We start from the raw sequence: 24,315 nt of genomic DNA, 5'->3' as shown, positions 1-24,315 counted from the left end.
TTAGGGTTGCAGATTAACTTATTCGTTAACCGGCTGCGGCTTTGTGGCAGGCGCGGTGGCCTGGCTTACTGCCGAGTGACCACCGGCTGAACCTTTGCCTTCAAAGTTGAAGGAAGGGCGCTGCCAGTTGCTGTGCTTGCGTTCTTCCGGCACGTAGGCTGGCGCAGGCGCTTTAGTCATCGGCGCAGTGGCGATGTGTTTGTACAGCGCGTCCTGCACGGCTTTCACCGGCGCCGGCTGCTGCGCAACTGCAGGTGCAGGTTCTGCGGCGATTGGCGCTGGGGCTTTTTCGACCGGAGCAACTTCCACGGAGGCTGCCGCAGGTGCGGCTTCTACCACTGGCGTTTCTTCCGCTGGCGTGGCTTCTACCACCGGTGCAACTTCGACCACAGGCTCGTCTTCCGTTGGCACAGGTTCAACCACTGGCTCTACAGCTATGGTTTCAGCTACCGGCTCGGCTTCCACTGCAGGGGCAGTCTCTTCCACTTTCGGCTGTTCAACTGCAACAGTTGCCGGGGCGGTTTCCACCGGCGCCGGGATTTCCTCGGCCGGAGTGGCTACAACCGGTGCTACGACTGCAGCTTCTTCCGTTACGGTAACGCTAGCAGTTTCAACGGCGGCTTCGGGTGCCGGTCCGTTGACGCTGGCCGCGGTCTGAGTGTCTTCCACGGTAACGCTGTGCTGTTCAACCGCTGCGGCGACAACCGGCGCCTGCTCTACGGCTTCGGTTTGCACTTCGGCTTCTTCAACCTGAGCGACCGGGTAGCTTACCCATACTTTGCCTGATGCCATTTCCGGCGAAGCGAACGCGCCCGCCAACGGCATTGGGGATTGCAGCGGGTAACGCTCATCGCGGTAACGACGGCGACGCTGGCCGCTGACGCGCAGGTGACGCGGTGAACGACGGGAACGACGCGGCATGCCTTCGCCGTTGCCGCGGCTTTCGCCCTGGGCATCGTCTTCCGGCTGTGCGGCAACGGTTTCCGGCAACAGCTTGACGCTATCGTCGGCGGTCGGCTGCGCGTCTTCGGCTTTCGCTACCGGCGCTTTCGGCGCCAACAGCTCTTCCGCTGCACGCTGCAGCTCTTCTTCCGCAGACAGGATACGCACTTTCTGCGACAGAGGGCGGCGCTGACGGCGCTGCATGTTCTGCTGCTGGCGCTCTTCCTGCTCTTCGTCGGTACTCTCGACTGCGTCAACGCTTTCCAGCGCTTTCACTTCCTGCTGAGCCTGACGTTTCTCTTCCTGACGACGACGCTGGCGTTCAGCACGCTGCTCACGGCGTTGCTGCTGATCTTCGCGCGGCGCTTTAGCACCTTCTTCCGAAGCGGTTTCCTCCGCTACCGGCGCGTTCTGCTGCTGGTTGCGGCGGTTACGGCGCTGTTCATCGCGGGATTCACGCGATTCACGGCCTTCACGGTTCTCACGCGGTTCACGGTTATCGCGCTCGCGATTGTCACGGCCTTCACCGCGCTCTTTACGCTCGCCGCGTTCCGGGCGATCGCCACGGTCGCTACGCTCACCGCGCTCTTTACGGCCGGTGCCTTGACGGCGCTGACCGCGACGATCCTGACGACGGTTCTCACCGTTGCCTTCCGCCTTCGGCGTTTCGGCCGGTTTGGCTTCTTCGACGGCAGGTTGTTCTTCACCGGCGAACAAGTTCTTCAGACCACCGAACAGGCGGCCCAGGAAGCCCGGTTTAGCGGCGGCCGGCGCTGCGGCTTTAGTCTTGGCGGCTGCAGCGACAGGTTTGGCAACGGCGACGGGTTCTTCAGCCGGCGGCGGCACATCGGCGGACAGGGAGAAGGAAGCCAGGGCCGGTTGCTCCGGACGCTTGCGTTCCATCGGCGCATCTTCCAGCGGACGCTCCATGTCTTCTTCGTGCAGTTTCGGCAGCAGGTAGCTGAGGGTAGAGGTTTCCTCGCCCTTGCGCACGCGCAGCACCGAGTAGTGCGGGGTTTGCATTTCATCGTTCGGCACGATGACGGCTTTCACGCCACCCTGACGTTTTTCGATCGCGCTGACGGATTCGCGCTTTTCGTTCAGCAGGTACGAAGCGACCTGAACCGGCACGATAGCGTGAACTTCTTTGGTGTTTTCCTTCAGCGCTTCTTCTTCGATCAGGCGCAGGATGGACAGCGCCAGCGATTCGTTGTCGCGGATGGTACCGGTGCCGTTACAGCGTGGGCACACGTGGTGGCTGGACTCACCCAGCGACGGGCTGAGGCGCTGGCGTGACATTTCCAGCAGGCCGAAGCGGGAGATGCGGCCGATTTGGATGCGCGCGCGGTCTTGACGCACGGCGTCGCGCAAGCGGTTTTCCACTTCGCGCTGGTGGCGTACCGGCGTCATGTCGATGAAGTCGATGACGATCAGGCCGCCGAGGTCGCGCAGGCGCAGCTGGCGAGCGATCTCGTCCGCCGCTTCCAGGTTGGTGTTGAACGCCGTCTCTTCGATATCGCCGCCGCGGGTTGCGCGTGCGGAGTTGATGTCGATGGCGGTCAGCGCTTCGGTGCTGTCGATGACGATCGAGCCGCCGGACGGCAGGCGCACTTCGCGCTGGAAGGCGGATTCGATCTGCGATTCGATCTGATAGTGGCTGAACAGAGGAATTTCACCGCTGTACAGTTTGATTTTGCTGCTGAAATCCGGGCGGCCCAGCGCAGCGATGTGCTCTTTGGCCAGATCGAGAATTTTCGGGTTGTCGATCAGGATTTCGCCGATGTCCGGGCGCAGATAATCGCGGAAGGCACGCACGATAACGTTGCTTTCCTGGTGGATCAGGAACGGTGCAGGGCGGCCTTCGGCGGCTTTTTTAATCGCTTCCCAGTGCTTCAGACGGAAGGAGAGATCCCACTGCAGCGCGTCGGCGGATTTGCCTACGCCCGCGGTGCGAACGATCAGGCCCATGCCGTCTGGCAGTTGCAGCGAAGAGAGCGCTTCTTTCAGCTCGGTACGATCGTCACCCTCGATGCGGCGAGAAATACCGCCGGCGCGCGGGTTGTTCGGCATCAGCACCAGATAGCTGCCCGCCAGGCTGATGAAGGTGGTCAAGGCGGCGCCTTTGTTGCCACGTTCTTCTTTGTCTACCTGAACGATGACTTCCTGGCCTTCGCGCAGCACATCTTTGATGTTCGGGCGGCCATGGGAAGAGTAATTGCTAGGGAAGTATTCGCGGGCGATTTCTTTAAGAGGGAGGAAACCATGTCGTTCTGCGCCGTAGTCCACGAACGCTGCTTCAAGACTTGGTTCAATGCGGGTGATTTTGCCTTTGTAAATATTCGCTTTTTTCTGCTCATGACCCGGACTTTCGATATCCAAATCATACAGCCGCTGTCCATCTACGAGGGCAACACGCAACTCTTCCTGCTGAGTTGCGTTAATCAACATTCTTTTCATCTTAACTTACTCGTTATTTTTACATTATCGACAAAGCTGCGGGCAAAATAACCTCATGGCCGGAGTTAAACCGAAAGCCCCGTGTCTTCTCGCAAAGCCGTCAACCTCACGGTTGTCGCCTGCATAGGGGCGCATTATCTCGGTAAGCCTGCTTTTCTTTGTGAAAGACAGCACTTTTACTAGGGGAATAGCCTCTGATTTACGTCGACAGATCTGATTCCATTTGCCGGCCAAGCTGCAACCCGCAGCCCGCTAATTGTTTGATTTCGCATTACGTCTTACGCCATTGCTGCGTTTTTGCGCAATCAGACAAATTTTATAATTCCACCGTTTTCCCTGTTTAACGAGAATCAACGCGGAAAGTGACTGCATTATTCCACTGCTGATGCCGTTATAGCAAGGTGACTTTTCCTTAACTGCGGAAGAAATCGCAAACGTTCAAATCGGCTTGCTGCCTTATTGTCCGCTGGGGTTTCGCCCGCCGTCAGAGAGACAGTTAAGCACAGAAAAAGATGTGGCGCTATTCACGCGCTCTATTTAGAATCCCGCACCATGAAAACGAACAATCCAGCAGTACAATTCATCACGATTTCCGACGACGAAGCCGGTCAGAGAATCGACAACTTTCTGCTCGCTCGCCTGAAAGGCGTGCCGAAGAGCATGATTTATCGCATCGTGCGTAAAGGCGAGGTGCGGGTTAATAAAGGGCGCATCAAGGTCGAATACAAATTGGCGGCCGGCGACGTGGTGCGCGTACCACCGGTGCGCGTAGCCGAGCGCGAAGAGGCGCCGGTGTCGGCGAAGCTGGATAAAGTGGCCGCATTGGCAGACTGCATCCTGTATGAAGACGATCATCTGTTGATCCTTAACAAACCTTCCGGCACCGCGGTGCACGGCGGCAGCGGCCTGAGCTTCGGCGTGATTGAAGGGCTGCGCGCGCTGCGCCCGGAAGCCCGCTTCCTGGAGCTGGTGCATCGTCTGGATCGCGACACCTCCGGCGTGTTGTTGGTCGCCAAAAAACGTTCCGCGCTGCGTTCGCTGCATGAGCAACTGCGCCTGAAAGGCATGCAGAAAGATTATCTGGCGCTGGTGCGCGGCCAATGGCAGTCCCACTGCAAGGCCGTACAGGCGCCGCTGCTGAAAAACATTCTGCAAAGCGGCGAACGTATCGTGCGCGTCAACAGCGAAGGCAAGCCTTCGGAAACCCGCTTCAAGGTGGAAGAGCGTTACGAATTTGCCACCTTGGTGAAGGCCAGCCCGATCACCGGGCGAACTCACCAGATCCGCGTGCACACTCTGCATGCCGGGCACCCGATCGCCTTTGACGATCGCTATGGCGACCGCGAGTTCGATCGCCAACTGGCGGGTACCGGCCTGAAGCGACTGTTCCTGCACGCCGCGGCGCTGCGCTTCGAGCATCCGTCCACCGGCGAAACGATGCGCATCGAAGCGCCGATGGATGAAGAACTGCGTCACTGCCTGCAAGTGCTGCGCCGGCAGGCCGCCAAATAATCCGCGTCAGACCAGCGGGTTGATGCCTTCAGCCCGCAACATCTCCAACAGCGCGATCAACGGCAGGCCGATCAGGGCGTTCGGATCCCGGCCTTCCAGCCTGTCGAACAACGCGATCCCCAATCCCTCGCTCTTGAAACTGCCCGCGCAGTTCAGCGGTTGCTCTAGACGCACATAGGCGGCGATCTCCGCCTCGCTCAGCGCGCGAAAATGCACGTGGAAAGGCTCGCACAGGGCCTGCAGCTGCTTGCTGCGGCTGTTGTACAGCGCCAGGCCGGTATAGAAGGTCACGGCCTGGCCGCTGGCCTGGCGCAGCTGCGCCCGGGCGTTCACCTCGGTATGGGGCTTGCCGGTGATGCTGCCATCGATCACGCAGACCTGATCGGAACCGATGATCAGATGCTCGGGGTAGGCGAGGGCCAGCGCCTGAGCCTTCGCTGTCGCCAGGCGCAGCACCAGCGCTTCGGCGCTTTCACCCGGCAGTGGGGTTTCATCCACCTGCGGCGCGGCGCAGTCGAACGGCAGTTGCAGCTTCTCCAGCAGCATTTTTCGATAGGGGGAGGTGGAGGCTAAAAGCAATCTCTGCATAATTTTTTTCGCAAACCGTAGCGTAAATGGGTACGGCATTTTAAACTGTCGGCCGCTGTGGAAGCGAATATTGGTGAAAGGAGCCGTTTTACGGCCTTTTTCTTTGACTCTATGTCGTTACAAAGTTAATATGCGCGCCCTATGCAAAAGGTAAAATTACCCTTGACCATTGATGCGGTACGTACCGCTCAGAAACGCCTGGACTATGCTGGTGTCTATGCGCCTGAGCAGGTTACTCGTGTTGCCGACTCCGTGGTCAGTGTGGACAGTGATGTTGAGGTGTCGTTGTCGTTTAATATCGACAATCAGCGCCTCGCGGTGATAACAGGGCATGCGGACGTCACGGTAACGTTGATGTGCCAACGCTGTGGAGTCCCGTTCGAACATCAGGTTCACACAACATATTGTTTTAGCCCGGTCGTCAATGATGAGCAGGCTGAGGCATTACCGGAAGCGTACGAACCGATCGAAGTTGACGAGTTTGGCGAAGTCGATCTGTTGGCAATGATTGAAGACGAAATTATTCTTTCACTGCCTGTCGTTCCGGTACATGAATCTGAACACTGTGAAGTGTCCGAAGCGGACATGGTATTTGGCCAACTGCCTCCCGAGGCGGAGAAACCGAATCCGTTTGCCGTATTAGCCAGTTTAAAGCGTAAGTAATTGAGGAGTAAGGTCCATGGCCGTACAACAGAATAAACCAACCCGTTCCAAGCGTGGCATGCGTCGTTCGCACGATGCTCTGACCACGACTACTCTGTCTGTAGACAAAGTATCCGGTGAAACTCACCGTCGTCACCACATCACTGCCGACGGTTTCTACCGCGGTCGCAAGGTTATCGGCTAAGTAGCGATACCTTGACTCGTCTAACCCTGGCGTTAGATGCAATGGGCGGGGACTTCGGTCCCTGCGTCACAGTGCCTGCTTCGTTGCAGGCACTGGCCTCTAATTTACAGCTTCATCTCCTGCTGGTCGGCAATCCCGACGTCATCTCCCCTTTGCTTGCCCACGCCGATCCGGTTCTTCTGGAGCGTCTGCAAGTCGTGCCCGCCGAGTCTGTGATCGCCGGCGACGCCAAACCTTCACAAGCGATACGCGCCAGCCGCGGCACGTCGATGCGCATTGCGCTCGAACAGCTCAGCAGCGGCAATGCGCAGGGCTGCGTCAGCGCCGGCAATACCGGTGCGCTGATGGGGTTGGCGAAGCTGTTGGTCAAGCCGCTGGACGGCATTGAGCGCCCGGCGCTGATGACGGCGATCCCGAATCAGCAACGCAGTAAAACCGTGGTGCTGGATCTGGGCGCCAACGTCGAGTGCGACAGCACCATGCTGGTGCAGTTTGCCGTGATGGGCGCGGTGATGGCGGAAGAGGTGATCGGCATTGCGCAACCGCGGGTGGCGCTGCTGAATATTGGCGAAGAAGAGACCAAAGGCCTGGATAATATCCGCGAAGCGGCCGCTGTGCTAAAAAATACTCCGGCAATCAACTATATTGGTTACCTGGAAGGAAACGAACTGCTCACCGGCAAGACCGACGTGTTGGTCTGCGATGGCTTCGTGGGCAACGTCACCCTGAAAACCATGGAAGGGGTGGTTAGGGTATTCTTATCGCTGCTGAAATCGTCCGGCGACGGAAACAAGCAAGCGTGGTGGCTGAAATTGTTGGGCCGTTGGTTGCAAAAACGGGTGGTTAAGCGGTTCGGCCACCTGAACCCCGACCAGTATAATGGCGCATGTCTGTTAGGATTGCGCAGCACCGTAGTCAAGAGCCACGGCGCTGCGAACCCTCACGCGTTTGCAGTCGCAATCGAACAGGCTGTGCAGGCGGTGCAGCGGCAAGTCCCGGAAAGGATTGCTGCGCGCCTTGAGGCTGTATTACCTAAGAGTGACTGATCGTACATGTATACAAAGATTCTCGGTACGGGGAGTTATTTGCCCGTACAAGTGCGCACCAATGCTGATTTGGAAAAAATGGTGGATACCTCTGACGAATGGATCGTCACGCGTACCGGTATCCGCGAACGTCGCATCGCCGCTGCGGATGAAACCGTCGCGACGATGAGCTTCCAGGCCGCTGAGAAAGCGCTGGAAATGGCAGGTGTGGCTAAAGAAGACATTGGGCTTATCGTCGTGGCGACCACCACCACGACTCACGCATTCCCGAGCGCGGCGTGCCTGGTGCAGCAAATGCTGGGCATCAAAGACTGCGCGGCGTTCGATCTGGCTGCGGCCTGCGCCGGCTTTACTTATGCGCTCAGCGTGGCCGATCAGTACGTGAAAAACGGCGCGGTCAAACATGCGCTGGTTATCGGCGCGGACGTCTTGTCGCGCACGCTGGATCCTGAAGATCGCGGCACCATCATTCTGTTTGGCGATGGTGCGGGTGCGGTGGTGCTGGGGGCGTCTGAAGCGCCGGGCATTCTGTCTACCCATCTGCATGCCGACGGCAGCTACGGCAACCTGCTGACGCTGCCGTACAAGGATCGTCAGAATCAAGACAAGCCGGCCTATGTCACCATGGCGGGCAACGAAGTCTTCAAGGTTGCGGTTACCGAGCTGGCGCGCATCGTTGACGAGACGCTGCAGGCCAACAACATGGACCGCAGCGAGCTGGATTGGCTGGTGCCGCACCAGGCCAACCTGCGCATCATCAGCGCAACGGCGAAAAAACTGGGCATGGGGATGGACAAAGTGGTGGTGACGCTCGATCGTCACGGCAACACGTCTGCCGCCTCGGTGCCTTCCGCACTGGACGAAGCGGTGCGTGACGGGCGAATTCAGCGTGGCCAACTGGTGCTGCTGGAAGCCTTTGGCGGCGGCTTTACCTGGGGCTCGGCGCTGGTTCGTTTCTGATTTGGACAGGAAGAAAAAATGACGCAATTTGCTTTTGTTTTCCCGGGCCAGGGGTCGCAGACCGTTGGCATGCTGGCCGAGTTGGCCGCACAGTTCCCGATCGTCGAAGAAACCTTTGGCGAGGCTTCTTCCGCCCTGGGTTACGACCTGTGGCAGCTGGTGCAGCAAGGCCCGGTGGAAGAACTGAACAAAACCTGGCAGACCCAACCGGCTCTGCTGGCTGCCTCGGTGGCGATTTTCCGCGTTTGGCAGCAGCAGGGCGGTAAAGCGCCTGCGCTGATGGCGGGTCACAGCCTGGGCGAATACTCGGCGCTGGTCTGCGCCGGCGTGCTGGACTTCAAGGCGGCGATCCGTCTGGTCGAGCTGCGCGGCAAGCTGATGCAGGAAGCGGTGCCGGAAGGTACCGGCGCGATGTACGCCATCATCGGTCTGGATAACGACGCGATCGCCAAGGCGTGCGAAGAGTCTGCGCAGGGGCAGGTGGTTTCTCCGGTCAACTTCAACTCGCCGGGCCAGGTGGTCATCGCCGGCAACAAAGAAGCGGTTGAACGCGCAGGCGCCGCCTGTAAAGCTGCCGGCGCCAAACGTGCGCTGCCGCTGCCGGTGAGCGTGCCTTCGCACTGTGCGCTGATGAAGCCGGCCGCCGACAAGCTGGCCGTGGCGCTGCAGGACATCACCTTCAACGCGCCGCAGGTGCCGGTGGTGAACAACGTCGACGTGCGCACCGAAAACGATCCGGAAGCGATCCGCAGCGCGCTGGTGCGTCAGCTGTACAGCCCGGTGCGTTGGACCGAAAGCGTAGAGTTTATCGCAGCACAGGGAGTGACGTCGCTGCTGGAAGTGGGGCCGGGCAAAGTGCTGACCGGTCTGACTAAACGTATTGTTGACACCCTGACGGCTGCGGCGGTGAACGACACCGCCAGCCTGTCGGCGGCGCTTGAACAATAAAGAGGAAAATGATGAGCTTCGAAGGTAAAATCGTTCTGGTCACCGGCGCAAGCCGCGGTATTGGCCGAGCTATTGCAGAAACGTTTGTGGCACGCGGCGCCAAAGTGATCGGTACCGCGACCAGCGAGAGCGGCGCTGAAGCGATCAGCAGCTACCTGGGCGCAAACGGCAAAGGGTTTATGTTGAACGTTGTTGATGCGCAATCTATCGACAGCGTGCTGGCATCGATTCGCGCCGAATTTGGCGAAATCGACATTTTAGTGAATAATGCCGGCATTACGCGTGATAACCTGCTGATGCGTATGAAGGATGACGAGTGGGAGGATATCCTCGACACCAACCTGACTTCCGTATTCCGCCTGTCAAAAGCGGTAATGCGCGCTATGATGAAAAAGCGGTTTGGCCGTATCATCACCATCGGTTCCGTCGTCGGCACCATGGGGAACGCAGGGCAGGCGAACTACGCGGCGGCTAAAGCCGGCCTGATTGGTTTTAGCAAATCTTTGGCACGTGAAGTTGCTTCACGTGGCATTACGGTCAACGTCGTGGCACCTGGCTTTATTGAGACGGACATGACACGGGCGTTGACAGATGATCAACGCGCAGGCATTTTGTCATCAGTTCCAGCCAACCGGCTGGGCGATGCTAAAGAAATCGCCAGCGCTGTTGCATTTTTGGCCTCTGATGAGGCCGGCTACATCACCGGTGAAACGTTACATGTCAATGGCGGCATGTACATGATTTAAAAAATGTGAAAACCATTTGCGTTATTTGAGGCAAAAACCGCAAAATAGCGTAAAATCGTGGTTTGACCAGCCGGGATTTAGTTGCATCTTTTTCAGCATTTTATACACTACGAAAACCATCGCGAAAGCGAGTTTTGATAGGAAATTTAAGAGTATGAGCACTATCGAAGAACGCGTTAAGAAAATCATTGTTGAGCAACTGGGTGTTAAACAGGAAGAAGTTTTGAACAACGCTTCTTTCGTTGAAGATCTGGGCGCTGATTCTCTTGACACCGTTGAGCTGGTAATGGCACTGGAAGAAGAATTCGACACCGAGATTCCAGACGAAGAAGCTGAGAAGATCACTACTGTTCAGGCAGCTATTGATTTCATCAACGCCAGCCAGCAGTAAGAGAACATATCTAGGCGGTCGTTCGACCGCCTAAGTTTTTTCTATCCCTAGTGTCATATTTTTCCCTCCCTGGAGGACAAACGTGTCTAAGCGTCGAGTAGTTGTGACCGGACTGGGCATGTTGTCTCCTGTCGGCAATACGGTAGAGTCCACGTGGAACGCTCTTCTTGCCGGTCAGAGTGGCATCAGCCTGATCGACCATTTCGATACCACTGCCTATGCGACCAAGTTTGCTGGCCTGGTAAAGAATTTTAATTCTGAGGATTTCATCTCCCGCAAAGATGCGCGCAAGATGGATGCCTTTATCCAGTACGGTATCGCTGCCGGCATGCAAGCCATGCAGGATGCAGGTCTGGACATCACCGAGGCTAACGCCAGCCGTATTGGAGCCGCGATCGGTTCCGGCATCGGCGGCCTGGGTTTGATCGAAGAAAACCACAGTTCACTGGTTAACGGTGGCCCACGGAAAATCAGTCCGTTCTTCGTGCCCTCCACCATCGTGAATATGATTGCAGGCCACCTGACAATAATGTACGGCATGCGTGGCCCAAGCATTTCCATCGCCACCGCCTGTACTTCAGGTGTGCACAACATCGGCCATGCAGCGCGTATCATTGCTTACAATGATGCTGACGTGATGCTGGCCGGTGGGGCAGAGAAAGCCAGCACCCCATTGGGCGTCGGCGGCTTTGGCGCAGCGCGCGCCCTGTCCACCCGTAATGACAACCCGCAGGCGGCGAGCCGTCCGTGGGATAAAGACCGCGACGGCTTCGTGCTGGGCGACGGCGCCGGCATGATGGTGCTGGAAGAGTACGAACACGCGAAAAAACGCGGCGCGAAAATCTATGCCGAAGTGGTTGGCTTTGGGATGAGCAGCGATGCTTATCACATGACGTCACCACCGGAAAACGGCGCAGGCGCTGCGCTGGCGATGGAAAATGCCCTGCTTGACGCCGGTGTGACCCCGTCACAAATCGGTTACATCAACGCGCACGGCACCTCTACGCCGGCGGGCGACCAGGCGGAAGCGCAGGCGGTGAAATCCGTCTTCGGCGCTGATGCCCAGCGCGTGCTGGTGAGCTCGACCAAATCGATGACCGGCCACCTGTTGGGTGCGGCGGGCGCGATCGAGTCCATCTTCACCGTGCTGGCGCTGCGCGATCAGGCGGTACCGCCAACCATCAACCTGGATAACCCGGATGAAGGTTGCGATCTGGACTTCGTGCCTCACGAAGCGCGCCAGGTCAGCGATATGGAGTTCACCCTGTGCAACTCCTTCGGCTTCGGCGGCACCAATGGCTCGCTGATCTTCCGCCGAGTGTAACTCGCGCGGTTGTTCGCTGATGAAAAGCCCGGTTTTTTAACCGGGCTTTTTTACGCCTGGCGTCCGGCCGTCAGCAGGGCTGCGTATTGCCTCGTCGCCTGCTATTCTGCGAGCGTAATGAAATCACCCGGCAACAGGAGGAAGCATGTACTGGATTAACGGACAACGCCACGATGCGCTGGCGCCGAGCGATCGTGGCCTGCAGTTCGGCGATGGCTGCTTTACTACCGCCCGGGTTATCGACGGTAAAATCGAGCTGCTGCCCTGGCATCTGGAGCGGCTGCAGCAAGCGGCACAGAGGCTGATGCTGCCCACTACCGATTGGGCCGCTTTCGAGCGCGAGATGGCTCAGGCGGCCGAATCAATTCCGCTCGGCGTGGTCAAAGCGATACTGACGCGCGGCAGCGGCGGGCGGGGCTACAGCCCGACGGGGTGCGAAAATCCAACGCGCATCGTCGCCCGCAGCAGCTACCCTGCGCACTATTTGCAGTGGCGCGAGCAGGGCATCACGCTTGCGCTCAGCCCGGTGGCGCTGGCGCGCAATCCGCTGCTGGCGGGGTTGAAGCATTTGAACCGCCTGGAGCAGGTGCTGATCCGCGCGCATCTTGACCAGACGGCCGCCGACGAGGCACTGGTGCTTGACACTGCCGGTATGCTGGTGGAATGCTGTGCGGCTAATTTGTTCTGGCGTAAGGGAAAAGCGGTGTTTACCCCGGACCTGAGCCAGGCGGGCGTCGCGGGCCTGATGCGGCGGCGGGTGATCGCGCTGCTGGCGGGCTCGGAATACCGTCTGCACTGCGTCAGCGAACCGCTGGAGACGCTGGCCGATGCCGACGAAGTCCTGGTGAGCAACGCGCTGATGCCGCTGCTGCCGGTAAACGTTGCTCAATCATGGCGTTATCATTCGCGCCAGCTGTATGATTTTTTGCGTCCACACTGTTAACCATGGCTGATTGATGAAGAAAAGAAAGCTGAAGGTCCTGTCTGTTATTGTTGTTCTGGTATTGGCGCTGCTGTTTTGGGGCTACCAGAAGATCGAACGCTTTGCCGATACGCCGCTGGCTATCCAGCAAGAAACCATCTTCAAACTGCCTGCCGGCACCGGCCGGGTGGCGCTGGAAGGATTACTGGTGCGCGATAAACTGGTGCGCAACGGCCGCTGGTTCCAGTGGCTGCTGAAACTGGAGCCGGAGCTGGCGGAGTTTAAAGCCGGTACCTACCGGTTCACGCCGGGCATGACGGTGCGCCAGATGCTGAAACTGTTGGCCAGTGGCAAAGAGGCGCAGTTCACCGCACGCTTTATTGAAGGCTCACGCCTGCGTGACTGGCAGCAGGTATTGCAGCAGTCCAAATACCTGAAACATACTCTGGCGGGCAAGAGCGAAGTGGAGATCGCTACAGCGCTCGGCATTCCTGCGGGAGAAACCCCGGAAGGGCATTTGTACCCGGATACCTATCAGTATACCGCCGGCATGAGCGATATCGCGCTGCTCAAACGCGCACATGTTCGTATGAACAAAGCGCTGCAGGCCGCCTGGGACGGCCGCGACACCAGCCTGCCGTATAAAACGCCGGAAGAGCTGCTGACTATGGCCTCGATCGTCGAGAAAGAGACCGCGGTGCCGGAAGAGCGTAGCAAGGTGGCGTCGGTGTTCGTCAACCGTTTGCGCATCGGCATGCGCCTGCAGACCGATCCGACGGTGATTTACGGCATGGGCGAAAGCTATAATGGCAACATCACGCGCAAGGATCTGGAGACGCCGACGCCTTACAACACCTATGTGATCGCCGGCCTGCCGCCAACGCCGATCGCCATGCCGGGCGAGGCCTCGCTGCAAGCGGCCGCCAATCCGGCCAAAACGCCATATCTCTATTTTGTCGCCGACGGCAAGGGTGGGCATACCTTCACCACCAATCTGGCGAGCCATAACCAGGCGGTGCGTGTGTACCGTCAGGCGTTAAAGGAAAAGAATGAAAAGTAAATTCGTTGTAATCGAAGGGCTGGAAGGCGCGGGCAAAACCACAGCGCGTGACACGGTAGTCAATGTGCTGCGCGAACATGGCATCAACGACATCGTTTTCACCCGCGAACCGGGCGGCACACCGCTGGCGGAGAAGCTGCGCGAACTGTTCAAACGCGGCATCGACGGCGAATTGCCGACCATCAAGGCCGAAGTCTTGATGCTGTACGCTGCGCGCGTGCAGCTGGTGGAAACCGTGATCAAACCCGCCCTCGCGCGTGGCGCCTGGGTGGTGGGCGACCGCCACGATCTCTCTTCACAGGCTTACCAGGGCGGCGGCCGCGGTGTGGACCCACAGCTGATGAGCTCGCTGCGCGACACCGTACTGGGGGATTTCCGCCCGGATTTGACGGTTTATCTCGATCTGCCTCCGCTGGTCGGCTTGCAACGCGCACAGGCGCGCGGCCAGCTGGATCGCATCGAACAGGAGGCGCTGCCGTTCTTCGAACGCACCCGCGCTCGCTATCTTGAGCTGGCGGCGCAGGATGAAACCATCGTTACCGTTGACGCTGCCCAGCCGCTGGAACAGGTGACCGCGGCGATCCGCGACTGCGTCGGCCACTGGCTGCGGCAGCAGGAAGGCGCATAATGAACTGGTACCCGTGGCTGAATAGCCCTTATCGCCAGCTGATTGGGCAGTACGCCGACGGTCGCGGCCACCATGCGCTGCTGCTGCATGCGGCGGCGGGCAATGGTGACGATGCGCTGGCCTACGGCCTGAGCCGTTGGTTGATCTGCCAACAGCGCAACGGCGAAAAAAGCTGCGGCGAGTGCCACAGCTGCCGGCTGATGCTGGCGGGGAATCACCCGGATTATCACGTGCTGGCGCCGGAAAAGGGCAAGAGCAACCTGGGTATCGAACCGGTCCGCCAGGTGATTGAAACGCTGTACGCCCACGCGCAGCAGGGCGGCGCCAAGGTGATTTGGCTGCCGCAGGCGGAACAGTTGACCGAGGCGGCGGCCAACGCACTGCTTAAAACGCTGGAAGAGCCGCCGGAGAAAACCTATTTTCTGCTGGGTTGCCGTGAGCCGTCGCGGCTGATGGCGACGCTGCGCAGCCGCTGTCTTTATTGGCATTTGGCCAGCCCGGATGAGCAGCTCAGCCTGCAGTGGCTGGGCCGGCAGGCGGCCGGTTCTCAGACAGACCGCCTCACGGCGCTGCGCCTGCACGACGGCGCGCCGCTGGCCGCCGAACAGCTGTTACAGCCGCAGCAGTGGCAACAGCGCAGCGCCCTGTGCACCGCGTTGAGCGCCGCGCTGCCGCAGCGCGATATGCTGTCGCTGTTGCCGGTGCTGAACCATGAAGATGTCGCCGAGCGCCTGCACTGGTTGTGCGCGCTGTTGGTGGACGCGATGAAGTGGCAGCAGGGCGCGCATCACTATGTATTGAATCAGGATCAGCAACCACTGGTGCATCAGCTGGCCAGCGTGCTGAGCAGCGCCTCGCTGCAGCAGATCGTGCAGCAGTGGCTGACCTGCCGCCATCAGCTGCTCAGCGTGGTGGGTGTCAATCGCGAGCTGCTGCTGACCGAACAGTTACTTCGCTGGGAACAGATGCTTGGCGCCGCCGGCTATTCCCACCCTCATTCGCTGTAAAGTAAAAGAGTTAAAAATTATGTTGTTAGTCGATTCTCATTGCCACCTTGACAGTCTGGATTATCAAACGCTGCATCAGAATGTGGACGATGCGCTGGCCAAAGCCAAAGCGCGCGACGTCGGCTATGTGCTGGCGGTCGCCACCACGCTGCCGGGCTACCGTTCCATGACCGAGCTGATCGGCGAGCGCAACGATGTGGCTTTCTCCTGCGGGGTGCATCCGCTCAATCTGGAAGAGGGGTATGATTACGCCGAGCTGCGTCGCCTGGCGGCGGCGGAGCAGGTGGTAGCGCTGGGAGAGACCGGGCTCGATTACTTCTACCAGAAAGACAATCTTGAGCTGCAGCAGGACTCTTTCCGCGAACATATCCGCATTGGCCGGGATCTGAACAAGCCGGTGATCGTCCACACCCGCGATGCGCGCGCGGACACGCTGGCGATCCTGCGTGAAGAGAACGCACAGGAGTGCGGCGGCGTGCTGCACTGCTTCACTGAAGATTTGACCACTGCCGAAGCTTTGCTGGATCTGGGCTTCTACATCTCCTTCTCCGGCATCGTCACCTTCCGCAATGCCGAACAGCTGCGCGAAGTGGCACGCTACGTGCCGCTGGATCGCATCCTGGTGGAAACCGATTCGCCTTATCTGGCGCCGGTGCCGCATCGCGGCAAAGAAAACCAACCCGCCTATGTGCGTGATGTGGCTGAATACATGGCAGTATTGAAGGGCGTCAGCCTGGAACAACTGGCCGAAGCCACCTCCGCCAACTTTTCACGCTTATTTCACCTCGATCTGTGATCTTTGACCTAGGCTATAGCTGTAGGTCATTGTCTGCGTAATTTTTTTTAAGCTCGTAATTAATCACTGAAACGGGTAAGGTTCCCTCCCGTTTCAGGGTGATTGGTGCGTGTTTTTTGGCCGATTTTGCCAAAAAACGGCCGGTTTATGCAAAGTTACCGCGGCTCGATCATCGAAACGTGATTGTCATCAAACATTGCGCAGGCTATTTATTTTACTCTGCGTAATAAATTCAAGGGGTGCTCAGACACCCTGAATTGCAGGGGTTTTTCTCCCCCCCTTGCAGCGCGAATCATCGCGACAAGAAGTAGCAAAGCATTATTACTCAGGAGCACACTCAACTATGTTCAAGAACGCATTTGCAAACCTGCAAAAAGTAGGTAAATCGCTCATGCTGCCGGTGTCCGTGTTGCCTATCGCAGGTATCCTGCTGGGCGTCGGCTCCGCCAACTTTAGCTGGCTACCTGCGGTAGTCTCCCACGTGATGGCGGAGGCGGGCGGTTCGGTCTTCGCCAACATGCCGCTGATTTTCGCCATCGGCGTCGCTCTGGGCTTCACCAACAACGACGGCGTTTCCGCGCTGGCGGCGGTGGTGGCCTACGGCATCATGGTGAAAACCATGGCGGTGGTTGCGCCGCTGGTGCTGCACCTGCCGGCTGAAGAGATTGCGGCCAAACACCTGGCGGATACCGGTGTGCTCGGGGGGATTATCTCCGGCGCCATCGCGGCCTATATGTTCAACCGCTTCTTCCGCATTCAACTGCCGGAATACCTGGGCTTCTTTGCCGGTAAGCGTTTCGTGCCGATCATTTCCGGTCTGGCGGCGATCGTTCTGGGCGTAGTGCTGTCCTTCATCTGGCCGCCGATCGGTACGGCTATCCAGACCTTCTCGCAGTGGGCGGCTTATCAGAACCCGGTCGTGGCCTTCGGCATTTACGGCGTGGTTGAGCGTGCTCTGGTGCCGTTCGGTCTGCACCACATCTGGAACGTACCGTTCCAAATGCAAATTGGTGAATTCACCAACGCGGCGGGCCAGGTATTCCACGGCGACATCCCTCGCTACATGGCGGGCGACCCAACCGCGGGCAAACTGTCCGGCGGCTTCCTGTTCAAAATGTACGGTCTGCCTGCTGCGGCGATTGCCATCTGGCACTCGGCCAAGCCGGAAAACCGCGCGAAAGTCGGCGGCATCATGATCTCCGCCGCGCTGACCTCGTTCCTGACCGGTATCACCGAGCCGATCGAGTTCTCCTTCATGTTCGTCGCGCCGATCCTGTACGTGATCCACGCTATCCTGGCCGGTCTGGCGTTCCCAATCTGCATCCTGTTGGGCATGCGTGACGGCACCAGCTTCTCGCATGGCCTGATCGACTTTATCGTACTGAGCGGCAACAGCAGCAAAATCTGGCTGTTCCCGATCGTCGGCATCATCTACGGTCTGGTGTACTACACCATCTTCCGCGTGCTGATCGCCAAACTGGATCTGAAAACCCCTGGCCGTGAAGACAGCGCTGCCGAGCAGACTGCGCAGGGCGGTTCCGAAATGTCCGCGGCGCTGGTTCAGGCCTTCGGCGGTAAAGAAAATATCACTAACCTGGATGCTTGCATCACCCGTCTGCGCGTCAGCGTGGCCGACGTGTCCAAAGTTGACCAGGCGGGCCTGAAGAAACTGGGCGCAGCCGGCGTAGTCGTCGCTGGTTCCGGCGTGCAGGCCATCTTCGGCACCAAGTCTGACAACCTGAAAACCGATATGGACGAATATATCCGTAATCACTGATTCAGGCAGGGGAGTTACCAAGGGAGGCGAAAGCCTCCCTTTTTTGTTGTAAGTGACCCGTCCTGAATAGCGTTGACACATTTTACTCACGCACAGAGGAAAATGTGATGAACCAGTATATTAAACGCACACAACGCGATTACTCTCTATCCTTTAAACTGGCCGTCGTCGAGCAGGTCGAAAAAGGCAAAATGACTTGCCGTCAGGCCACAGACCGTTATGGTATCCAAGGCAACGTCACCGTCATGAACTGGCTGCGCAAATACGGTCAGCTTGACTGGCGGACTTCTCCTTCCACCAGAACGTGCGGAGACAATATGCCCAAACTCCCCCTGACGCCCGAACTGCGTATTAAAGAACTTGAGCAGCAACTGGCTTAATCTGAAGGCAAAGCCCAGTTCTTCGAAGCTGTCGTCAAAGTGATGAACACCGACTTTGGCGCCACGCTGACAAAAAAGCAGCTAACCGCCTTATCGCGCAAACACAAGTACCGGGACTCACAGTAACGCGGGCCTGCCGATGGATGGGCATCAGCCGTCAAGCGTGGTATCAGCCCCTGCAGCGTGAAGCAGGCAAAGAGGAGCAGGCCCGGCATCTCGTCGAACAGGTGACGGCCATCCGCTTGCACCAGCCCCGGCTGGGGACACGTAAGCTGCATCACCTGTTGCGGCAACGCCCCGAACCGGCGTTGCATGTGGGGCGCGACCGGCTGTTCAGTATCCTGCGCTGTGCGCGGTTATTGGTGATGCTTAAACGGGCATATCACAAGACGACGCAGAGCCATCATCGTTTTTATCGTCATCCCAACCTGCTGAAGGCGGGAAAAATCAGGTCATAGCCAGCCGTCCGGAACAGGTATGGGTGGCGGATATCACCTACTTGCCGCTGAGAACGGGGACGGCGCATGTCAGCCTGGTAACGGATACCTGGTCGAGAAAAATCGTGGGATATCACGTGCATGACAGTCTGCATACCCGGCATGTCGCCTGCGCGTTCAAAATGGCACTGGCCGGCAGACGCACGGCGTTGCCGCTGGTGCATCACTCGGACAGGGGTATCCAGCAGTGTTCGCAGGAATATCAGGCGTTACATCAGAGGTATGGCATCACCTGCTCGATGACGGACGGGTATGACTGTTATCAGAACGCGCTGGCGGAACGGATAAACGGGATACTCAAAACGGAATACCTGCTCGGCAAACCAGAAGATATCGCGCAGGCAAGAAAGATGGTCAGGTAGTCGGTGAACCTGTACAACACACGGCGGCCGCACTTGTCGCTGAAATACAAAACGCCCGATGAGGTTCATCGGGCGTTATCCGGTTGAAAAGTGTCAACCTATATCAGGACTAGTCAAAGCCTTAAACCACCTCCTAAGGAGGTGGTGATTGAACCTGTGAGGCTCTAGCCTGAAGGAAACCTATGCCGGAATATTCCAGCTTACTCACCACAAGTAAGAAGTAAATCACCAACATGGGTTTATACAGGAGTTCATCACATGTGTTCTGGCATTGCAAATACCACCTGGTTTGGACGCCGAAGTATCGATTTAAAATCCTCCGCGACAAGGTGGGTAAAGAGCTCTACCGAACAATTTATATCCTCTGCAACATGAAGGACTGTGAAGTTCTTGAGCTAAATATTCAGCCAGATCATGTGCATCTGGTCGTGATAGTCCCCCCGAAGCTATCGATTTCGACGTTGATGGGCGTCCTGAAAGGACGCAGTGCAATCCGGCTTTACAATCGTTTCCCACATATACGAAAGAAGTTGTGGGGCAATCATTTTTGGGCAAGGGGATACTTTGTCGATACGGTAGGGGTAAACGAAGAAATTATCAGGCGATACGTGAAGCATCAGGATAAGAAGGACCAAGAGATCGAACAGCAGATGGAGCTGTTGCAGGATTAACTCGAAAATGGCCCCCTTTTAGGGGGGGCGTGTAAAGCCACCTCCTCAGGAGGTGATCTTTTACTAGCTTAGACTTGAGATGATATTTTTGCAGATCAGAGCCATAACTAATATGACAGAGAGCTTTGTGCCAGAAACGCACGTATAATACTTTGGCTTGAGGTGGTTTTTAAGTGCAGAAAAAATCTTCAGATAGAAGCGTTATTTTTATTGATGGTGGCTCATTCCAGAGTTGAACTGGAATCCTCCCCTTCAAAAAAACTCTTGTATTTAAAAGTTTTCTTGAAGGGGGATGCTCTACCTTTAAGCTAATGAGCCATTATTTTTTCGGATCTCTCCCTTGAGATTCCGTATTCATTTTGAAGAAATCCTATCTCGGCATTCCTTCTTCTGTCTTCTTTGTCGTTTGCCCACTTCTCCGTTGGCACTGTAGATTTTAGTTTTTTGTTTCCAGGGTCAAGCCTTTCATCAAAAAGCGGAAGTATATCTAATAAAGTCCTACAAAACAACTTAACATCATGAAAATCTAGCAAGTAAAAATCATTTGGGGCAGCAGACATATTGTAATAATTTCGTACTATTTCTAATGATTCCTCTTCGTTTTTATAAAATTTCGCAGCAGATTTTTTATTGTCCTCTGATGGATGAACAATACCATTTCTAGCTAATCTATAATAATCAATTAATTTCAACTGATTATGAAGTATATCAATAGATGATTCGATTTCATTCAAAGGGATATTTTTACGAAATTCATCAAATGGGGTGTCGCTTTTATCTGATCGCCAATCCTTGTCAAATAGATGAACAAACTCTTTTCGATAGGCTGTCAAATAGAGATCGAATCCACTGTATACATTTACAATATTCAGCCTGGCAGCGCTAGTTAAGACATTGGCTGACATCAATCCATCAACTTTAATTCCAAATTCTTTTGCTACCGCAGCCCATGGGTCTTTCATTCCAGATTCTATTCCGGTCTTGTTTGTAAATTCGATTGCAACGTTAATTCCTGATGAGGTTGCTGTCAATTCACCAATAAACCTTTTAAAGTCCCTAAAACAATGCGTGGAAAACTTACTCATTTTTAAATTCCATATAACTACTAACACAGTCAGCTCGCACTGATCGGCTGGGAGTACAAAGACTCAAGATAAAACCCTCACCGTGACAGATATGGTTAGCTATGTATAGCACGTTGCTTCATGTCTCTTTCTTTATCGCTATCTTCGATTGACTCAATTGATACTATTTTTTCTTCAATGTAATCTGGTGGAAGTGAGGCCTCTTTCGCACCAACTAATACGTGATTTACATACCAAGAATAGGGTCTTAGGCTATTGTCTATTTTCGTAGCTACGTAGGTTATTGCGGTCACTAAAGATCCATCAGAAGCTGTTACTACTATTTCTTTTTCGTTGTAACCATATCCAACCCCTTCAGCCTTATCTAAGGCTGATTTTTCTTTTGGATCAATTTTGAACAAAACACCGTAAATGATATTGACGGTGTTTGAGGTTAGAAAAGCGTCACACTTTCCAGAACCATCCTTGCTAGACTTGTGAAACCTTAAATCGTGCTCGCCGAGAACGAAGCATCCGAGAGATTCTGCGCTTGGGACTCGTTCTCGTAATCGAGAGGTTGACATATTAGATCCGTATGCGAAGTAGTACATGGTTTTCCCGCACAGTTAAAAATATTTTTAGTGGATAAGCTGTTCATCTAGATTCAGAAACCTCATCCAATAATCTTCAGTAAGTAGTTTGCAACCTGAAATTTTATTCTTTTATAACATATTTCAGTTTGTGATTCAAGAAGACCAAAAAACTTCCTCTGTCTATTAATTATCAATACTTGAAGAACTGGACGTGTAGGGTAAAGTCAGCTCCTCGCTCGTTGCAGACTGTCAGATTTTATTGTGTTCTAACAAAGAATCCTGTCAGCTCAAGTCTGAGCTAAAACACTGTAATTATGCTGCGCGATACCAGCACATTAATTTGATGTGGCTTTCAACAATGTTGACTGACTTCCCACCCCCCGCGTCCTCCATTGTCAGGTCAATAGTGTGCGTGTAGCTTCCAATGTCAACGGTGTGGCTGTGAGCGCCAATATCTACCGTGTGACTGTGGGCACCAATATCAACGGTGTGGCTATGATTGCCATTACCGCTAGTCCAATTTCGGGTGCGATGGTTGTCATTGTCAGAACCTACAATGTAATCGCCATCCCATGCAGAACCTGGCCCGCCCATGCCACCTTGGTGCGCATGATCACCGCTCTCTGATGTCCCTTTGCTACCGTGGTCAAAACCGCTGGTTCCTTTTGTGCCATAGTCAAAAGCATGAAATAATCTTCTGATAATAATCGGACTCTCCTTCAAGTAAAAGGGCGGAATGAGATAGTTAGCGACTAGTGCTTGTGAGAATAACTGGTTGCCGTACCGTCGGTGCGATTAGAGTGGCTGATGTATCAAACAAGGATAAACTGATGGTGCAAGATATTGCGGAAGCTGAATTACAGAGCTGGTTTGAAGAGAAGTCACGGCAAGGGTTGCTTCATGATTATATCGTGAACCCTGACGTACTTTCAACTAAGCCGAAATGGCAGCGCAAAGGTATACGTGAGAACGAACGAACCCAGATGGATAGACTGGATAAGGCTCGTAAGGTGTACGAGGCGTTGGGTAATGTGCAGTACGTTGCAGGTAATCGCAGTATTTCCACTGTAGATCATACCCAAATGCGCCCCGATCTGATTATGATCTCGCCGGGAGCACACTATTTACTGGTGGAGTTGAAGACCCGTAAAGGGGCTGAGCGACAGGGGGTCCAGGAGCTACTGGCCTATAGCACAGCGATAAAAATGCAGTTGCCGTTTATCAATGAATTTATGTTTATCATCGTCGCTAGCCATTGGGATACTCTGCTTAAATTCTCAGTACGGTCGATGATTATTGACGGAAAATACGTGTTACCGCTAGTGCTGAAACTCGGCCAAGACAACGAATTTCAGCTGTACATTTATCAGGCACTGTTCGATATAGAGACCAGTGAGCCCTATGATCCTTTCTTCGCCATGGTGCCACATACGCTGGCAACGACGGTGAGTCGCAGTAATGAGGTTAGGGGGCTGTTAAGCACAAGAAAATTAGTAAAAAAATACTTCGAGGGCATGGCATTTAAGATTACTGATGATTGCCAACGCGCTAAGCAGAGCGGACTTGTAATGGTATGGAGTGATGGAGTCGGACTACTGTCAGAATGCATCAGCTTGACTGTATTGACTGTCAATCAATTCTGGAAATACAGTGAGCATCTCGATAGCGAAATGGTGCTGAACAGGAATATTTCCACCACAGGTATTGGACGTGTAAAGCAGAATGTTGCTCAAACACTGCGTGAGGAGATTTACTCCCGACCTTTGCCCGAAGGAGATAAATTAGATATCGAGTTGGAGGAGATATTTCGTAGCGCGGAGGCGTGGCAGACTGAGGCCGACATCTATCCGCAAAGTTCGCTCTCTTTCGATCTGCTCAATCGCCACAGCAATCCGGAGACAGAGGAGTATATAATAGGAGGAAATGGTGCTATTCAGTCGTTTGAATATGGTAGTGACAATAATTTGGCGGCGCTGTTGCGGAGGATGCAAGAACATCGGTTAGGACAGATTTGTATCTTGTTAACTTTTGGTGATATGAAAGATTTCTTACGTGAGAATAATATTAAAGTCCTAAGGAGTACTCCCAATCTCGCCACCTTTCAGAAGGTCATGGAGAATTTTCAATCCTATAAGCTGGCTGAAAATTAATCAGGCACAGGAAGCTATTCTGTCGAAAGTGCTGGAGTTATGTTCGCTTATAAATTTTAACAGACTGTTAGATTCAATTTTTTACGAGCCATAACAACGTCAGGTTAGTTCTCAGCTAATTCATGTTAAGTTAGTTGTAGCCAATGTAACCACCGAAAGGTGGTTTTTTATATTTATGCGCAGTTATTCATATAATAATGCTTCATGGTCTGTTGTTGTGACATGTCACAGACGATTTTGGCTATAAAAATGACATGTCACACGACAGTTGAAAATAGAATTATGGCGTGACAGGATAGTTTCGCGTTACTCGGCATGCCTTGTGGTCGTTCTCTTGCCTAAAGCGCATTTTTCTGGGATAGGCCTTGATTCTAGATAAAAAATTATTGCATACCCTAAGTGTAACAGTCTGCATACTTTTTTGCATACCTAATCTCCCTTCTAAGCCACAATCAGTAAGGAGTCGGGGTATTTTCCTACTGCATAAAAAGCGAATTCTTAAGCATGCAGCGCGGGGGCGGGGGGGACGGCACGGATTAGGGGATCGATGGGGATCGTTTTTCTGTCTATCCTGTGCAAAGCCGCTACCAGATCCATCTACGCATAGATGCGAAGTGATCATATTCGAAGTGCGTTTATAGATGTGA

21 protein-coding genes, 1 tRNA gene and 1 pseudogene are annotated in these 24,315 nt (G+C 55.1%); 18 read left to right on the top strand and 5 right to left on the bottom strand.

The window, feature by feature from the left end; all coding sequences use genetic code 11:
* Positions 1 to 18: 18 nt before the first annotated feature.
* Positions 19 to 3,399 carry a ribonuclease E gene (rne, locus tag BVU99_RS18815; RefSeq protein WP_099817325.1) on the bottom strand — a complete coding sequence of 1,127 codons (3,381 nt, stop codon included), beginning with the start codon at positions 3,397 to 3,399 and terminating at the stop codon, positions 19 to 21.
* A gap of 552 nt (positions 3,400 to 3,951) precedes the next feature.
* On the opposite strand from rne, the gene rluC reads away from it, so the two are divergent.
* On the top strand, positions 3,952 to 4,911 hold the full coding sequence (gene rluC, locus BVU99_RS18805) for a 23S rRNA pseudouridine(955/2504/2580) synthase RluC (RefSeq protein WP_025302408.1): 960 nt from the start codon (positions 3,952 to 3,954) through the stop codon (positions 4,909 to 4,911).
* Positions 4,912 to 4,917: 6 nt separating this feature from the next.
* Here the strand turns inward: rluC and BVU99_RS18800 are convergent, their stop codons facing one another.
* Complete coding sequence (locus BVU99_RS18800; protein ID WP_062826731.1) at positions 4,918 to 5,499, bottom strand: nucleoside triphosphate pyrophosphatase; 582 nt, start codon at positions 5,497 to 5,499, stop codon at positions 4,918 to 4,920.
* A 141-nt stretch (positions 5,500 to 5,640) separates the two neighbouring features.
* Here BVU99_RS18800 and yceD point away from each other — a divergent pair, with 141 nt between their 5' ends.
* The 16 genes and pseudogenes from yceD (at position 5,641) to tnpA (ending at position 19,861) form a co-directional block, all read left to right on the top strand.
* Positions 5,641 to 6,162 carry a 23S rRNA accumulation protein YceD gene (gene yceD, locus BVU99_RS18795; RefSeq protein ID WP_004927780.1) on the top strand — a complete coding sequence of 174 codons (522 nt, stop codon included), beginning with the start codon at positions 5,641 to 5,643 and terminating at the stop codon, positions 6,160 to 6,162.
* 16 nt (positions 6,163 to 6,178) lie between these two features.
* On the top strand, positions 6,179 to 6,346 hold the full coding sequence (gene rpmF, locus BVU99_RS18790) for a 50S ribosomal protein L32 (protein WP_004927778.1): 168 nt from the start codon (positions 6,179 to 6,181) through the stop codon (positions 6,344 to 6,346).
* Positions 6,347 to 6,357: 11 nt separating this feature from the next.
* The gene (plsX, locus tag BVU99_RS18785) at positions 6,358 to 7,392 is read left to right on the top strand and encodes a phosphate acyltransferase PlsX (protein WP_025302410.1); all 1,035 of its coding nucleotides are present in this window, start codon (positions 6,358 to 6,360) and stop codon (positions 7,390 to 7,392) included.
* Positions 7,393 to 7,398: 6 nt separating this feature from the next.
* A complete protein-coding gene (locus BVU99_RS18780) occupies positions 7,399 to 8,352 on the top strand; it encodes a beta-ketoacyl-ACP synthase III (protein WP_025302411.1) in 954 nt (317 codons plus the stop codon).
* An 18-nt stretch (positions 8,353 to 8,370) separates the two neighbouring features.
* On the top strand, positions 8,371 to 9,300 hold the full coding sequence (gene fabD, locus BVU99_RS18775; protein ID WP_049208450.1) for an ACP S-malonyltransferase: 930 nt from the start codon (positions 8,371 to 8,373) through the stop codon (positions 9,298 to 9,300).
* Between the two features lie 11 nt (positions 9,301 to 9,311).
* The gene (fabG, locus tag BVU99_RS18770; RefSeq protein WP_016928193.1) at positions 9,312 to 10,046 is read left to right on the top strand and encodes a 3-oxoacyl-ACP reductase FabG; all 735 of its coding nucleotides are present in this window, start codon (positions 9,312 to 9,314) and stop codon (positions 10,044 to 10,046) included.
* Between the two features lie 154 nt (positions 10,047 to 10,200).
* The gene (gene acpP, locus BVU99_RS18765) at positions 10,201 to 10,437 is read left to right on the top strand and encodes an acyl carrier protein (protein ID WP_004719003.1); all 237 of its coding nucleotides are present in this window, start codon (positions 10,201 to 10,203) and stop codon (positions 10,435 to 10,437) included.
* An 82-nt stretch (positions 10,438 to 10,519) separates the two neighbouring features.
* Positions 10,520 to 11,761: a beta-ketoacyl-ACP synthase II gene (fabF, locus tag BVU99_RS18760; RefSeq protein WP_025302412.1), complete on the top strand. Its 1,242-nt coding sequence runs from the start codon at positions 10,520 to 10,522 to the stop codon at positions 11,759 to 11,761.
* 145 nt (positions 11,762 to 11,906) lie between these two features.
* The gene (pabC, locus tag BVU99_RS18755; RefSeq protein ID WP_025302413.1) at positions 11,907 to 12,704 is read left to right on the top strand and encodes an aminodeoxychorismate lyase; all 798 of its coding nucleotides are present in this window, start codon (positions 11,907 to 11,909) and stop codon (positions 12,702 to 12,704) included.
* Between the two features lie 13 nt (positions 12,705 to 12,717).
* The gene (mltG, locus tag BVU99_RS18750; protein WP_099817324.1) at positions 12,718 to 13,743 is read left to right on the top strand and encodes an endolytic transglycosylase MltG; all 1,026 of its coding nucleotides are present in this window, start codon (positions 12,718 to 12,720) and stop codon (positions 13,741 to 13,743) included.
* Positions 13,733 to 14,371, top strand: a complete 639-nt coding sequence (tmk, locus tag BVU99_RS18745; protein WP_025302415.1) for a dTMP kinase — start codon at positions 13,733 to 13,735, stop codon at positions 14,369 to 14,371. The genes mltG and tmk overlap by 11 nt, the downstream gene beginning before the upstream one ends.
* Complete coding sequence (gene holB / locus BVU99_RS18740; protein ID WP_099817323.1) at positions 14,371 to 15,378, top strand: DNA polymerase III subunit delta'; 1,008 nt, start codon at positions 14,371 to 14,373, stop codon at positions 15,376 to 15,378. Before tmk ends, holB begins: the two co-directional genes overlap by 1 nt.
* A gap of 19 nt (positions 15,379 to 15,397) precedes the next feature.
* Complete coding sequence (locus BVU99_RS18735; RefSeq protein ID WP_099817322.1) at positions 15,398 to 16,174, top strand: metal-dependent hydrolase; 777 nt, start codon at positions 15,398 to 15,400, stop codon at positions 16,172 to 16,174.
* 343 nt (positions 16,175 to 16,517) lie between these two features.
* Positions 16,518 to 17,951, top strand: coding sequence for a PTS glucose transporter subunit IIBC (gene ptsG, locus BVU99_RS18730; protein ID WP_049205136.1), 1,434 nt, complete (start codon positions 16,518 to 16,520; stop codon positions 17,949 to 17,951).
* A 107-nt stretch (positions 17,952 to 18,058) separates the two neighbouring features.
* Positions 18,059 to 19,303, top strand: a pseudogene (locus tag BVU99_RS18725) (IS3 family transposase).
* Positions 19,304 to 19,423: 120 nt separating this feature from the next.
* On the top strand, positions 19,424 to 19,861 hold the full coding sequence (tnpA, locus tag BVU99_RS18720) for an IS200/IS605 family transposase (protein ID WP_099817321.1): 438 nt from the start codon (positions 19,424 to 19,426) through the stop codon (positions 19,859 to 19,861).
* A 214-nt stretch (positions 19,862 to 20,075) separates the two neighbouring features.
* On the opposite strand, the gene BVU99_RS25165 is transcribed toward tnpA, so the two are convergent.
* The 3 genes from BVU99_RS25165 to BVU99_RS18710 all read right to left on the bottom strand — a co-directional run bounded on the left by BVU99_RS25165 (position 20,076) and on the right by BVU99_RS18710 (position 21,536).
* Positions 20,076 to 20,179 (bottom strand) — tRNA-OTHER (locus tag BVU99_RS25165).
* Positions 20,170 to 20,946, bottom strand: coding sequence for a hypothetical protein (locus BVU99_RS18715; RefSeq protein WP_099817320.1), 777 nt, complete (start codon positions 20,944 to 20,946; stop codon positions 20,170 to 20,172). Before BVU99_RS18715 ends, BVU99_RS25165 begins: the two co-directional genes overlap by 10 nt.
* A 95-nt stretch (positions 20,947 to 21,041) precedes the next feature.
* Positions 21,042 to 21,536 (bottom strand): gamma-glutamylcyclotransferase family protein, encoded by a 495-nt coding sequence (locus BVU99_RS18710; protein WP_099817319.1) that lies wholly within the window; start codon positions 21,534 to 21,536, stop codon positions 21,042 to 21,044.
* 812 nt (positions 21,537 to 22,348) lie between these two features.
* Here BVU99_RS18710 and BVU99_RS18705 point away from each other — a divergent pair.
* A complete protein-coding gene (locus BVU99_RS18705) occupies positions 22,349 to 23,668 on the top strand; it encodes a hypothetical protein (RefSeq protein WP_099817318.1) in 1,320 nt (439 codons plus the stop codon).
* The last annotated feature ends 647 nt before the right edge of the window (positions 23,669 to 24,315 follow it).

Source organism: Serratia sp. OLAL2, assembly GCF_002752475.1.
Classification (GTDB): Bacteria; Pseudomonadota; Gammaproteobacteria; order Enterobacterales; family Enterobacteriaceae; genus Serratia; species Serratia bockelmannii.
Note: the sequence above shows the minus strand (reverse complement) of the source record. Positions and strands in the feature narration are given on the sequence as shown.